This window comes from Pseudomonas sp. Kh14 (assembly GCF_900291005.1).
Classification (GTDB): domain Bacteria; phylum Pseudomonadota; class Gammaproteobacteria; order Pseudomonadales; family Pseudomonadaceae; genus Aquipseudomonas; species Aquipseudomonas alloputida.
Window position 1 is genome coordinate 81,006 of the sequence record NZ_OLKJ01000038.1, and the last position, 12,416, is coordinate 93,421.

At 58.8% G+C, this 12,416-nt stretch carries 12 protein-coding genes and 1 pseudogene; 5 read left to right on the plus strand and 8 right to left on the minus strand.

Annotation, left to right across the window (positions count from 1 at the left end):
• Positions 1-384: 384 nt before the first annotated feature.
• Together FQ668_RS22750 and FQ668_RS22755 are read left to right on the plus strand one after the other, a co-directional pair.
• On the plus strand, positions 385-627 hold the full coding sequence (locus tag FQ668_RS22750) for a hypothetical protein (protein WP_143495241.1): 243 nt from the start codon (positions 385-387) through the stop codon (positions 625-627).
• A 72-nt stretch (positions 628-699) separates the two neighbouring features.
• Positions 700-963 (plus strand): DUF3077 domain-containing protein, encoded by a 264-nt coding sequence (locus FQ668_RS22755; protein ID WP_003249898.1) that lies wholly within the window; start codon positions 700-702, stop codon positions 961-963.
• Between the two features lie 39 nt (positions 964-1,002).
• Here the strand turns inward: FQ668_RS22755 and FQ668_RS22760 are convergent.
• A pseudogene (locus FQ668_RS22760) lies at positions 1,003-1,391 on the minus strand (nuclease); the annotation flags it as partial.
• 179 nt (positions 1,392-1,570) lie between these two features.
• On the opposite strand from FQ668_RS22760, the gene FQ668_RS22765 reads away from it, so the two are divergent.
• Together FQ668_RS22765 and FQ668_RS22770 are read left to right on the plus strand one after the other, a co-directional pair.
• On the plus strand, positions 1,571-1,954 hold the full coding sequence (locus tag FQ668_RS22765) for a nucleotide pyrophosphohydrolase (protein ID WP_070384363.1): 384 nt from the start codon (positions 1,571-1,573) through the stop codon (positions 1,952-1,954).
• Positions 1,955-1,978: 24 nt separating this feature from the next.
• The gene (locus FQ668_RS22770) at positions 1,979-3,847 is read left to right on the plus strand and encodes a DUF2075 domain-containing protein (protein ID WP_070384364.1); all 1,869 of its coding nucleotides are present in this window, start codon (positions 1,979-1,981) and stop codon (positions 3,845-3,847) included.
• 46 nt (positions 3,848-3,893) lie between these two features.
• On the opposite strand, the gene FQ668_RS22775 is transcribed toward FQ668_RS22770, so the two are convergent.
• From FQ668_RS22775 to FQ668_RS22810, 7 genes are all read right to left on the minus strand, one after another.
• Positions 3,894-4,901: an Ldh family oxidoreductase gene (locus FQ668_RS22775; RefSeq protein ID WP_070384365.1), complete on the minus strand. Its 1,008-nt coding sequence runs from the start codon at positions 4,899-4,901 to the stop codon at positions 3,894-3,896.
• Positions 4,902-5,131: 230 nt separating this feature from the next.
• Complete coding sequence (locus FQ668_RS22785) at positions 5,132-5,965, minus strand: ABC transporter substrate-binding protein (RefSeq protein WP_004576158.1); 834 nt, start codon at positions 5,963-5,965, stop codon at positions 5,132-5,134.
• 57 nt (positions 5,966-6,022) lie between these two features.
• Positions 6,023-6,682 (minus strand): amino acid ABC transporter permease, encoded by a 660-nt coding sequence (locus FQ668_RS22790; protein WP_144180677.1) that lies wholly within the window; start codon positions 6,680-6,682, stop codon positions 6,023-6,025.
• Complete coding sequence (locus tag FQ668_RS22795; protein ID WP_004576156.1) at positions 6,679-7,320, minus strand: amino acid ABC transporter permease; 642 nt, start codon at positions 7,318-7,320, stop codon at positions 6,679-6,681. Before FQ668_RS22795 ends, FQ668_RS22790 begins: the two co-directional genes overlap by 4 nt.
• Complete coding sequence (locus FQ668_RS22800; RefSeq protein WP_004576155.1) at positions 7,320-8,129, minus strand: amino acid ABC transporter ATP-binding protein; 810 nt, start codon at positions 8,127-8,129, stop codon at positions 7,320-7,322. The genes FQ668_RS22795 and FQ668_RS22800 overlap by 1 nt, the downstream gene beginning before the upstream one ends.
• 13 nt (positions 8,130-8,142) lie before the next feature.
• On the minus strand, positions 8,143-9,450 hold the full coding sequence (locus FQ668_RS22805; protein ID WP_014592431.1) for a Xaa-Pro peptidase family protein: 1,308 nt from the start codon (positions 9,448-9,450) through the stop codon (positions 8,143-8,145).
• A 101-nt stretch (positions 9,451-9,551) separates the two neighbouring features.
• Positions 9,552-11,588 (minus strand): NADH:flavin oxidoreductase, encoded by a 2,037-nt coding sequence (locus FQ668_RS22810; RefSeq protein WP_144180679.1) that lies wholly within the window; start codon positions 11,586-11,588, stop codon positions 9,552-9,554.
• A 123-nt stretch (positions 11,589-11,711) separates the two neighbouring features.
• Between FQ668_RS22810 and FQ668_RS22815 the strand changes: the two genes are divergently transcribed.
• A complete protein-coding gene (locus tag FQ668_RS22815) occupies positions 11,712-12,359 on the plus strand; it encodes a TetR/AcrR family transcriptional regulator (RefSeq protein WP_129932622.1) in 648 nt (215 codons plus the stop codon).
• Positions 12,360-12,416 lie beyond the last annotated feature (57 nt).

Genomic DNA, 12,416 nt, shown 5'->3' on the forward strand with positions numbered 1-12,416 from the left:
AGTGTTATCGAAGGGGGCCTCGGGCGTCTTTTTTTGTGCCTGCCATTTGGGCGCTGCGGGTCGAAAAAATCGGATTTAACCCCTTTCTTGTAGGGCGTTTCCCAAAGATACTGCCTGCGCCTGTTTTCCGTTGCACACGTTAAATACGGTCTCTAGTCTCGACGTGTCGTTGGCATTCAACGACCGGGTTTAGCCGCCCGCTATCGTCAGACAACACAGCCGTGCAATTCCGAGCAATCGGCATTGGCGCTTTATGGCGGCTGTGCGTGGGGCACCTTCGGGTGCGCCGGGTGCCTGACGTCCCGGTCGGCTAACCCGCGTACAGTTGCCACCTTACTGTTTAGCCGCGGTGGGTGGTTGCTTCACTACGACAGGAGCCACGCCATGCTAAAGATAGTCCCCGACCCACCCCATCACCTCCACTCCCTGGAAGACACGATCATGATGGCCTCGGACTACGCGCTCTGTGCAGAAGCCGTAGCCCAGCAGGCAATACTGATGCAGCCCAAGTCGCCCGCATCGGTTTTGATCATGGCCTCGATGCACGAGCTAGAAGCCCTGCGGCGATTACTCGAATCCGCGCTGACGCAAATACAGCAAACAGCCAACCCGCAACCGATGCATTGATTCGCATACTGAGCGGAAAAACTGTGGAAGCCCGGCTTACCGGCGCATCAGCAGAACCAGGGAGATTGATCAATGACAACCGAAGACACCCAATGCACAGTGGGTAAAACCATCTTCTTTCAAGGCGAAAACCAGACCCACCCACTGTTCCGCATCGAAGCCGGCATTCCTTGTCAAAACGCCCGCGAACAGGCCTCGGAACTGATGGGCTACGCACGGGACCTGACCATCGACGGGCTGATGGAAGATAAGCCTAAACTGATCTGGGCGGCGCATTACCTCTGTGCTTTGGGCAAAGCGCTACTGGATGATGCCGAACTCGGCATGATGCGTTAAGCCCTGCGTCTTCCATTTACGTGGCCGCGATCACACGACCTAGGTGGCGGCCATATCATCGAAATGCGGGAAGCGCTCCTTCAAACGCTCAATCGTAGATCTCCATTTCGGTGTTTTTGGCCGACACACCGTATTCTGATTGCCGAACATCCCAATCTCTCGGACTGCCTGACTGATCGGCACGGTTTGCAACCATTGCACCGGAACGAAATACTCGCACTGCTCTGGGTCGTCGATGAATGCTGCGTCGTAGCTAGCACGGGATGCCACCTCCAGAACTAGACGCTCCTGGCCATCTTTCATCACTGTAAATTCATTTGCAGGTGATGCACCACCGAGAACCCGGCCCCCCCCACATAACCCTGCTGCGGAATATTTATCCACACACGGTCCCCAGCAGATAGCTGCTGGAGAGTCTTACTGCACCAAAAGTCCACCATTCAGGCGACTGCAACGTAGAGTGTATGTAGCGAGCGTTGGCAATCAAACCTATCGACAGCTGATAGGTAAAAAACTCAAAAAATACTCGGAAAGCAACAAAAACTCTTACAATCCAAGGCCGGATTTCCTACACATTTTCCCCACCGCTGACCAAGAGATAGCCCCCGTGAGTGACTCAGACGGCTCATCCGCGCCACTGATTGACGTAGTGAAGCTTGCCGCATCGCTCCAGCGGTTCGCAGATGACCGCGACTGGCACCAGTTCCACTCCCCCAAAAATCTCATCCTGGCTCTCACTGGCGAGGTAGGCGAGCTGTGCGAGATTTTCCAATGGATGAGCGATGCCGACTCGATCTCCGCCGCAACAGATCCCGAAATCGGCCAAGCCGTTAAGGACGAATTGGCGGACGTACTGATGTACTTGGTTCGCCTGAGCAGCGTACTCGGCGTTGACCTCAACGAGGCCGTGACACAGAAACTCGCCTCGAATGGCCAGAAGTACCCCGTGGATAAAGCCAGAAGCAACAGCAAAAAGTACGACCGACTCTGACCAACACGCACCTAAGGACAACCCGTGATCGTTTACGCTGCGACCAAACAGCAATTTCTTCAAGACAACGATAACGATGACATTGAGGAGGTGATCCTCAGGCATTACAAGGAAGCTACCGGCAAGAACGTTGGCACCTCGGAAATCAGGTCGTGGCAAGGATCCCTGACATACATGGCCAAGGTCCTTAGAGATGAAGGCCTGCCGAGCGATGCAGGCCTGGCCATTGAATTGCACATTCCGCAGTCGTCGAAGCGAATCGACTTTCTACTCACCGGTCGCGACGAAAACCAGGCAAAAAAGGCCGTACTGATCGAGCTGAAGCAATGGAGCAAGGCCAACGCCACAACCAAAGACGCCATCGTCAAAACGGCGTTGGGTGGCGGCCTCATTGAGACCATTCACCCGTCCTATCAGGTGTGGTCATATGCAGCGCTGTTGGAAGGCTTCAACGAGGCGGTGTATGACAAAAGCATCGAAATTCGTCCGTGTGCCTACCTCCATAACTATGTCAGCGACGGCATCATAGATTCGGCTCACTACGGGCCCCACATCAGCAAGGCTCCACTGTTCCTGAAAGGCCCGGAAGAGCTCAGTAAACTCCGAAGCTTTCTGAAAAAGCATATAACTCATGGGGACAACAAAGAGGTTCTTTACGAACTGTCCGAAGGAAAAATTCGCCCGTCCAAGGCGCTAGCCGAAGCCCTCGGCGGGTTGATGAAAGGCAAACCCGAGTTCGTGTTGATTGACGATCAGAAAGCAATTTTTGAGTCGGCGCTGGCGGCAGCAAGCGAGGCCTCGGAGCAAGCACCCAAGGTGATGATCATCGAAGGTGGACCGGGCACCGGGAAAACTGTTCTCGCTATCAATCTGCTGGTGAAGCTCACCGAATTGAAGCTGATGAGCAAATACGTCTCCAAGAATGCTGCCCCACGCAAGGTCTACGAAAGCAAACTGGTTGGCACCATCAAGCGCAGCCATTTCTCGAATTTCTTTTCAGGCTCTGGGGCATTCATCGACACTGAGCCCAACACATTCGATGCGCTTATCGTGGACGAAGCTCATCGGCTGAATGAGAAAAGCGGGCTTTATGGAAACCTTGGGGAAAACCAGATCAAGGAGCTGATTGACTCAGCGAAATGCTCCATCTTCTTTATCGATGAAGACCAACGTGTAACCTTGAGCGATATCGGCAGCAAGCAGGCGATACGCGCCTTTGCAAAAGCCAAGGGCGCTGTGGTTGAAGAACACGTGCTGTCTTCGCAGTTTCGCTGCAGTGGTTCTGACGGTTACCTGGCATGGCTGGATGACACGCTAGGAATTCGCTCGACGGCAAACCCGACGCTTGAGACTCAAGAGTACGAGTTCAAGGTGTTTGACTCACCTCAGGCGATGCATGAAGCAATCAACGAGAAAAACCACGGAAACAAAGCTCGTGTGGTTGCGGGCTATTGTTGGCCTTGGTTGAGCAAGAAAGACCCCGCCGCTGCTGATATCGTCATTGGTGACTACAAACGCCAATGGAACCTGGATCAGGATGGCAGCCTGTGGATCATCGCTGAGAACTCCATCGAGCAGGTTGGCTGCATTCATACCTGCCAAGGTTTGGAAGTCGACTACATCGGAGTGATTATCGGGCCAGACCTAGTCGTACGTGACGGTCAGGTAATGACATCCCCGGATGAGCGCGACAAGCACGATAAATCGATTCGCGGCTGGAAAAAAATGATGAAAGAGCAACCTACCCTCGCGAAAAATGAAACAGACCTGATCATCAAGAATACATATCGAACCCTGATGACACGCGGGATGAAGGGTTGCTATCTGTACTGCACCGACAAAGAGACTGCGCAATACTTCAAGAGTCGGCTTAGCCAACACAGCAATCATTGACGGTATCGTTTGCTTCTGGCGCAGCCGGCATTGGCAAAGGACGTGACTACCCCACTTGCACCTTAAACGCATCGTACGCTGCTAACGGCAGGCTGATCCCCTCACGAACCGCACGAGCATAAGCTTGCTCTTTACCCTTCCCCGGCAGGTAAACCCCCAAGGCCTCAAGCCGAGCCATCTGCTCGCCCAACCTTAAAGCAAAGCACTCGTCCAGCAACCTGGGAGCAATACCAATCACCAGCATCCCAGCCCCAGGGGATTCACTACCAGCACGGAAATCCGCTGCATCCAACGACCAATTGGCCCCCGTCACCCCCGCCGCAAGCACCTCAACCATCAACGCAATATTAGCCCCACGAACGCCCCCAAATGCCAGCAATGTCCCATGCAGTGCCTCCCGCGCGCTGCGCGTTTCATTGCCTTGTGCATCAACCGCCCAGCCTGCCGGTATCGCCTCCCCCGCTTCAGCGGCCCGCACCAGGTTTACGTAGGCCGTGGCGCTGCTAGCTTGGTCAATCGCCAGTAACCGCCCCGTGTCACTGGCGGCGGCAAATGCGATGGGGTTAGTGGAGTACAGCGGCCGGCTCTGGCCAGCCACGGTGAGCAGCGGTGAGCCATTGGTGAACGCCAACGCGACCAGCCCCTCCCGCGCCAGGCGACGGGTGTAATAGCCCAACTCGCCGCAGGTGAACGCGTTGAACTGCGCAAACAGGGCGATACCCAGTTGATGCGCATTGCTGCACAGCGCTGGGAAGGCGCGATCGAACCCCAGTTGCGCGATGCCTCGGGCCGCGTCGCAGCGGATCATGGCCGGCGCGACCTGGGTCACGATGGGTTCGGCCGCCGTGGCGATTCGGCCGGTGGCAAAGCCGCTTAGGTAGTCCGGCAAATGGCCGAAACCGAGTTCGTGTTGGCCATGGGCCTGGGCTGATACCGTGGCGGCGGCAAGCGCCGAGGCCACGGCGTGGCTGGCGCCGTGGGCCAGGCAGAGCTGTCGGGCGAAGGTGGTGGCATCGGTCAGGGACAGGCGCTTTTCGGGGTTTTCGTCGTCCATGGTTTCAGTGTTCCCGGATAGTAGGTGTGCCGCAGGCTGAAAACCTGCAGGGGCGGGCTTGCCTGCGAACACCGGCACAGCCGGTGCCAACCACCGCGTTGGATTCTTCGCGGGCACGCCCGCTCCCACAGGGTATGCGGCGCGCTCACGGGCCTTGTTCTCTGCGCGACAGCGCAGCCCGGAGGGCTGGGTAATCTCCCACAGGATTTGGGTCGTTCAGTTAGTCACCTTTACTGAATCATCCTCGGCTCACCCACTTTTGCAGCCTCGCGGTCCAGGCCAAACGAGGCGAGGATTTCTGCGATTTCACCCGAGGCGTGCAAAGCCTGGATGTTCTTGCCCAGCGCCTCGCCCAGGGCGGCGTTGGCCTTGGTGTACGGGAAGGCGCTCTGCCCGGGCTCAAGCGTGGCCTTGACCCGTTGATCGGGCTCGGACACCTTGATGCTCTTGCCGGGGTAGCCGCCCTTCTGCTGCGAAGAAACGGCCACCGCGAAGCTGTCCGCGCCAACCTGGATGCGCCTGGACGCCAGGTCCTGGGCCATGGCCACGGGGTTCGGGTAGAGCACCAGGTTATCGCCAAAGGCTTTCTTCAAATCGTCCACCCACAGGTAGCCTTGCACGGTGCCGATACGCTTGCCATCCAGTTCGGAAATCTTCGTGTAACCCTCATCCGAAATGATGCCCATCACGTCCAGGTACAACGGTGCCGACAAGCCCAACGCCTTGCTGCGCTCTGCCGTGCGATACCAATCGCCGATGCCGACATCGGCGCGCTTTGCCACCACTGCCTGGACGACGGCTGCCGTGTCCACCACCATGGTTTTGACTTTCAGGCATTCGCGCTCGGCGATACGCTTGATGATCTCACCATCCACACCGCTCAACTGGTTGTTCGGCCCCGGTATCGAGTAAGGCGGGAAGACATACGCCGCCACGGTCAGCACACCCGGGGTGATGGTTTCAAACTGGTTCGCGGGGGTGCATTCGGCCAAGGCGTACGGGGCGCCGGCCAAGGTCGAGCACAAGAACATCCAACGGGTAAAACGCTTGAATGAGCGAGTCATGACGTCACCTTTGCAATAAGAGAGCAGCAGCCGAAATCGGCGCGAGTGGATTTGTTGTTATGGCTGGCTGGGGGCCAGTCTTTTTTCCAGCGCTGCCACACCCAAGGTCGCCGGGGCGCAGACAGCGGCATACATCAAACCGGCCAGTATCAGCACCGGCATGTACTCGAACGTGGAAGAGCCAATGGAGGACGCCCGGCTGACAATTTCTGGCAGGGCGATGGTGAAACACAGCGACGAGGCCTGGAACATCATGATCGAGAACCCTAGCAGCGATGGCAGCGCCACCCGCAAGGCCTGAGGCAGGATCACAAAGCGCAGCGCGTCGAACCGGTTGAGGCCGATCACTTCGGCGGCCTCGGTTTGCCCTGCGGCCACCGACTCGATGCCACCGCGAATGATTTCACTGGTGTAGGCCGCCGTGCAGTACGCCATGGCCAGCGCAGCAGCCCAGAACGAGGTCAGGGTGAGGTTGACGCTGGGCAGGCCAAAGTAGAAATACTGCAGCAGGATCAACGCCGGTGCGCCACGCCCCAGTTCCACCACTACCAGGGAGGGGTAACGCAACCAGCGGCTCGGCGACGAAACGCCCAGTGCCAGCAACAGCCCCAGCACAACGCCCAGGCCCAGGCTCACGGCCGTGACCTGCATCGACAGCACAAAGCCCTTCCACAACTCCGGCAACCATTGCCCCCACATCGTCAGCAGTTCGCTCATCGGGCAATCCTCTGTTTCAACGTGGCCGACAGCCAACGAGAGAACAAGGCCACTGGCACGCTGAGCACCAGGTACACCACCGCCGCCGCGCTGTAGACGCTCAGGCCCTGAAAGGTTTGCTGTGAAACCTGGTAAGCCTGAAAGCTGATTTCACCAACGCCAATCGTCGAGGCCACGGCCGAATCCTTGAGCAGGCCAATGGCGTAGGTGGCTGAGGTGGGAATGGCGATACGCACCAACTGCGGCAACACCACATCGAAAAACCGTTGCGGCGCCGACAGGTTAAGCACATAGGCGGCTTCGAACTGGCCGGCGGGAATTGCCGCGAACGCACCGCGGTACACCTCGGACATATGCGCCGCCGTGATCAGCCCCAGGCCAACCACCGCTGCGGTAAATGGCGACAGGCTGATATAGCCGCCACCGATGCCGAAGAAGATGAAAAACAGCCAGACAATCGGGGGGATTGAGCGCAGGGTCAGCACCAGCATGGCAGCCAGAATGCTCAGTACCTTGAACCTGGACATGCGCAGGGCACAGATGGGAAACCCCAGCACTACGCCGACACAGAATGCGAGCACGGTAACGGCAATGGTCCAGGGTATGCCGTTCAACAGCATCATCAGGATGTCTTTCATCAGCGATTCCTCACTGCCTGGAGGAACTGGATCACCCGTTCATGCTCGGGCTCGCGCATCACTCGCTGGCTCGGCCCGTGTTCGATGATGCGCCCGTCAGCCATGACCACCACCCGGTCGGACACGGTTTCGGCGAAGTGCATCTCGTGAGTCACGACAATCATCGACATGCCTTCGCCGGCCAGCTCTTTCATCACCGCCAGCACCTCCAGGCCCAGCTCGGGGTCCAGCGCCGAGGTCGGCTCATCGAACAGCATCAGCTCAGGGTCCAGTGCCAGGGCGCGGGCGATGGCGATCCGTTGCTGCTGGCCACCGGAGCAGCGCGCCGGATAATGCTGGGCCTTGTCAGCCAGCCCAACGCGTTCGAGCAGTTGCAAGGAGCGGGCGTCGGCTTCTTTGGCGCTGCGGCCCAAGGTGCGGATTTGCGCCAGGCTGACGTTGCGCAGCACCGTCAGGTGCGGGAACAGGTTGAACGACTGGAACACCATGCCAATGCGCCGGCGCAACTTCAGCAGCTCTGTACGGGGCAACGCCTTGCCAGCTTCGATGTGCACGCCATCCATGCTGACCCGCCCCTTGGTCGGCGGCTCCAGTTGGTTGATGCAGCGCAGCAAGGTACTTTTGCCCGACCCACTGGGGCCGATAATGGCCACCACCTCGCCCTTGTTCATTTCAAAACACACGTCGTGCAAGACGGGGTAAGGGCCAAACTGTTTATGAATGCCTTCCAGGCGCAAGAACGGTTCGGCGCTGGCCACCGGGCGCGGCGCCAAGGTGGGTGCGGTTTCGATCACAGTCATGCTGCTCATGGTTTTGCTCCAGCTATCGATCGCCGTCGACCAAGGGTGTGCGCGAGAGTTTGATCGGCCCGTTGGCGCTGATCAGCACCTGTTCTTCGAGCTTCACCCCTTCCCCACCGCCTTGCTCACCGATGTAACTTTCCACCGACACCACCATGTTTTCCTCGAACAGGCCGTCGTACCCCCACTCGGCAAAATCCACCGCGTAGGCGACGCTGGGGTACTCGTCCACCAGCCCGACGCCGTGCAGCATCATCATGTAGCGGTTGTGCTCGAAGCGCTGGGGCACCGGCCAGCAGCGCTCGGCGAACTCCCGAAAGGACAGGCCCGGGCGCAGCAGTTCGACGTTGTGGTTGATCTGCTGCGAGGCGATGTCCAGCAAGTCGCGTTGGGCCATGGTCGGCGCCTTGCCGGGGCAGATGAAGCTGCGCGAGATGTCTGAAAGGTAACCGCCGGGCCCGACCATGTCGGTGTCGAAACAGACCATTTCACCGGCCTTGATGACCTTGTCGGTGGCGTCCTGAAACCACGGATTGGTGCGCGGCCCGGAGCTGAGCAGGCGGCTTTCGGCCCACTCTCCGCCGTGCGCGACGTTGGTGCCGTGCATGATGCTCCACAGCTGGTTTTCAGTAACCCCCGGCACCAGGCTTGTGCGCATCCGGGCAATGGCCAGGTCGCACACGCCCATGGACACCCGGTGGCTGGCCACTTCTTCAGCCGATTTGATCAAGCGTGCCTGCTCCATCAATGGCTGCGCATCGAACAGCTCAATGCCCTGGTGTGTCAGGCGCTGCGCGCCCCAAGGGTCGCAGCGGTCGACCGCCAAGCGGCGATTGCCGCCACCGTGGCGGGCCATCAGGTCCGCCACCTCCTGTGCCCAGCGCTCGGCTTTTTCCTGCACACGGGGGCCGGCGAGGAAATACAGCCAGGGAATCGCCGGGCGAATTTCATCGATGGTTTCAACGTGCTCGCTGTTGTGCCGGCTGCTGGTGAACTCGAACAGCACCACCGGGCCGTCGGTGGCGACGAACACATAGCGGCTGGGCGAGTGCATCACCCACAAACCAAGGTTATTGGTGTCGGTGGCATAGCGAATATTGATCGGATCGGCCAACAGAATGCCGGCGTAATCCTGGGCGCGCAGTTGCTCGCGAATGCGCTCCAGGCGGTAATGGCGCAAGGCTTTGCGATCGATGGCGGCATACGCATCGAGTAACGCCGTGTCGACCGGCGCGATGGCATGTTCAGTGACCTTGGCATCGCTGCGAAAGCGCAGGTCGCGTTCGGTTAACGCCGTGAGCAGCTCAATGGAATCAGAACCCGTTTGCATGCAACAACCTCCGCTGAGTCAGACCAACTTTCGGGGCAGTAACTAAAAGGTTTCTAAATCTGGTGACGGCTGTCTTTATTGTTGTGGGCGACGCAGGGCGGCTAGAGGTCCTTGACCAGCCGTAGGGCATCGTAGATGGCCGCATGGGTATTGCGCGACGCCACTGCATCACCAATGCGGAACAGCTGGAAGCGCCCTTCGGGGTTGCTGACAACGGTTTGCGGCTTGCCGACAATCAGGTCCATGTACTCCAAGGCACCTTCGTTGCTGGCCAGGGGTTTGAGGTCGAAATACAGTTCGTCCAACGGCCGGGTGCCGTGGTTGACCACCACCTGATCCACCAGGCGCGTTTTTGTCAGGTCGCTGTAATCGGTGCCGATCGTGGCCAGCAATTGGTCGCCTTGTTTCTCCACGGCCTTGAGGCGGTAGGTGACGGTAAAGGTGGTGTCCAGGTGCTGTAACGCGCGCATGTAGGGCACCAGGTTCATGCCCATGACTTCTGGCGCGAACGAGCGGTCGGGGGTCATGATTTCAGTCTTGGCGCCACTGCGGGCTATGAATTCGGCGGCTTGCAGGCCGGCATGGTCGCCCGCATCGTCGTACACCAGCACATTGCGCCCAGGCTTCACGTCGCCGGAAATGATGTCCCAGCTTGAAACCAGAAACTGATTGCCGTGCTCCAGCACTTCAGTGTGCGGCATGCCCCCGGTTGCCACGATCACCACGTCGGCGTTTTCATCGAGCACAATCGCGGTGTCTGCCCAGGTGTTGAAGTGGAACCTCACGCCAAGGCGCTCGCATTGCGCCATGCGCCAATCGATGATGCTGATCATTTCCTTGCGCCGCTCGGACTGCGCGGTCAGGCGAATCTGCCCGCCGGGTTTGTCCGCCAGCTCGTACACCACCACCTCGTGGCCGCGCTCGCCTGCCACACGCGCCGCCTCCAGGCCACCAGGGCCGGCGCCGACAATCACCACTTTGCGCTTCTGCACAGCCTTGGGTATTTCATGAGGCATGGTGGTTTCACGCCCGGTCGCGGCGTTGTGGATGCAGTAGGCGGCGCCTGCGTTGTAAATGCGGTCCAGGCAATAGTTGGCGCCTACGCAAGGGCGGATATCGTCTTCACGGCCTTCGATGATCTTGCGCACGATGTGCGGGTCGGTCATGTGCGCGCGGGTCATGCCGACCATGTCCACCAACCCCGAGGCAATGGCATGACGCGCCGTGGCCACGTCGGGAATTTTTGCTGCATGGAAGGTCGGGAAGCCGGTCAGCGTCTTGATTTCGCCGGCAAAGTCCAGGTGCGGGGCATTGCGCATACCCTGGATCGGGATGATGTCAGTCAGCCCGGCGTCGGTGGCGATGTTGCCGCGAATCACATTGAGGAAGTCGATCATGCCACTGTCTTTCAACAGTTGAGAGATCTGCAAGCCCTCCTCTTTTTGCAGGCCACCGGCGAGCACTTCGTCCCCGGTGTAGCGAATGCCGACAATAAATTCCGGGCCCACGCGCTTGCGAATGGCCGTGAGCACATCGAAGGTGAAGCGCAGGCGGTTTTGCAGCGAGCCGCCGTACGGCCCTTCCAGTTCGTTGGTCAGTGGCGACCAGAACTGGTCCATCAAGTGGCCGTAGGCTTGCAGCTCGATGCCATCCAGGCCGGCGGCCTTCATGCGTTCGGCGGCATCGGCATAATCGCGAATGATGCGGTCGATGTCCCACTGTTCAAGCTGCTTGGGGAAAGCGCGGTGGGCAGGTTCCTGATTGTGGGAGGGCGACACCACCGGTAGCCAGTCGCCTTTGTCCCAGCGGGTACGCCGGCCCAGGTGAGTGAGCTGGATCATCACCGCTGCACCATGTTCGTGGCACTCGTCGGTCAGGTCTTTCATCCAGCCGACCACTTCGTCCTTGTAGGCCAGAATGTTGTTGAACACGGGTGGGCTGTCACGGGAGATCGCGGCGGAGCCTGCGGTCATGGTCATGGCTACGCCGGCTTTGGCACGTTCAACGTGGTAGGCACGGTAGAGCTTTTTCGGCATCCCGTCTTCCGGGTAGGCCGGTTCGTGGGACGTGGTGATGATGCGGTTGCGCAGGGTCAAATGCTTGAGGCGATAAGGCTGAAGTAGCGGATCGTTTTTCATATCGGTCTCGCAAACAGGTCATCAGGCACGCCGACAATATGCCCCTGTGTACACAGGTGTCAATACTCTTGACGATGGTGTACATTTACCACAAAGCGCACATTGAAAAGGGAAGAAATGCCCATGAAAGGAACCACTTCAAAGGCGGAAGCAGCAGGCCGAGGCTCACTGGAAGGCTGGCTTAATGCGGCCTATGAAAGCCTGACCGAGTCAGGTGTGGATGCCGTGCGCGTGATGCCGCTGGCCAAGAAACTGAATTTGTCGCGCACCAGCTTCTACTGGTTTTTCGAAGACCGCGATGCCTTGCTCGTGGCCTTGATCGAGCAATGGAAAAACAAGAACACCTTCAACCTGGTGACCAAATCCCAGGCCTATGCCGAGTCCATCACCGAGGCGATTCTCAACGTCTTCGACTGCTGGCTGAACAGCGAATTGTTCGACTCGCAATTCGAGTTCGCCATGCGCAGTTGGGCGCTGCAGTCGCCGGAAGTGGCGCAGGAAATCGGCCAGGCAGACGCGCAACGCGTCGAGGCATTGCGGCAGATGTTCGACCGTTTCGGCTTTGAACACGATGCTGCGATTACCCGCGCCCGTTCCATCTACCTGACGCAAATCGGCTACATCAGCATGAAAACCCGGGAGCCCCTGGCCCAGCGCATGCGCTACATCCCCGAGTACCTGAAGATATTCACCGGCAGGGAACCGGAAGCCCGTGAGCTGGAGCGCTTTTATCAGCGCAACGGTTTTAGCGGGGCCGATTTGAAGGTCTAAAAACACCGACTCACAAGTGAGCCTCTTTGAAGATACGGGGGTTCATTGCAAGCTTCA

Excerpts from the sequence above, each read along its gene's own strand:
- FQ668_RS22750 (WP_143495241.1), top strand. The coding sequence starts at position 385 with ATGCTAAAGATAGTCCCCGACCCACCCCATCACCTCCACTCCCTGGAA.
- FQ668_RS22755 (WP_003249898.1), top strand. The coding sequence starts at position 700 with ATGACAACCGAAGACACCCAATGCACAGTGGGTAAAACCATCTTCTTT.
- FQ668_RS22775 (WP_070384365.1), bottom strand. The coding sequence starts at position 4,901 with ATGGACGACGAAAACCCCGAAAAGCGCCTGTCCCTGACCGATGCCACC.
- FQ668_RS22785 (WP_004576158.1), bottom strand. The coding sequence starts at position 5,965 with ATGACTCGCTCATTCAAGCGTTTTACCCGTTGGATGTTCTTGTGCTCG.
- FQ668_RS22790 (WP_144180677.1), bottom strand. The coding sequence starts at position 6,682 with ATGAGCGAACTGCTGACGATGTGGGGGCAATGGTTGCCGGAGTTGTGG.
- FQ668_RS22795 (WP_004576156.1), bottom strand. The coding sequence starts at position 7,320 with ATGAAAGACATCCTGATGATGCTGTTGAACGGCATACCCTGGACCATT.
- FQ668_RS22800 (WP_004576155.1), bottom strand. The coding sequence starts at position 8,129 with ATGAGCAGCATGACTGTGATCGAAACCGCACCCACCTTGGCGCCGCGC.
- FQ668_RS22805 (WP_014592431.1), bottom strand. The coding sequence starts at position 9,450 with ATGCAAACGGGTTCTGATTCCATTGAGCTGCTCACGGCGTTAACCGAA.
- FQ668_RS22810 (WP_144180679.1), bottom strand. The coding sequence starts at position 11,588 with ATGAAAAACGATCCGCTACTTCAGCCTTATCGCCTCAAGCATTTGACC.
- FQ668_RS22815 (WP_129932622.1), top strand. The coding sequence starts at position 11,712 with ATGAAAGGAACCACTTCAAAGGCGGAAGCAGCAGGCCGAGGCTCACTG.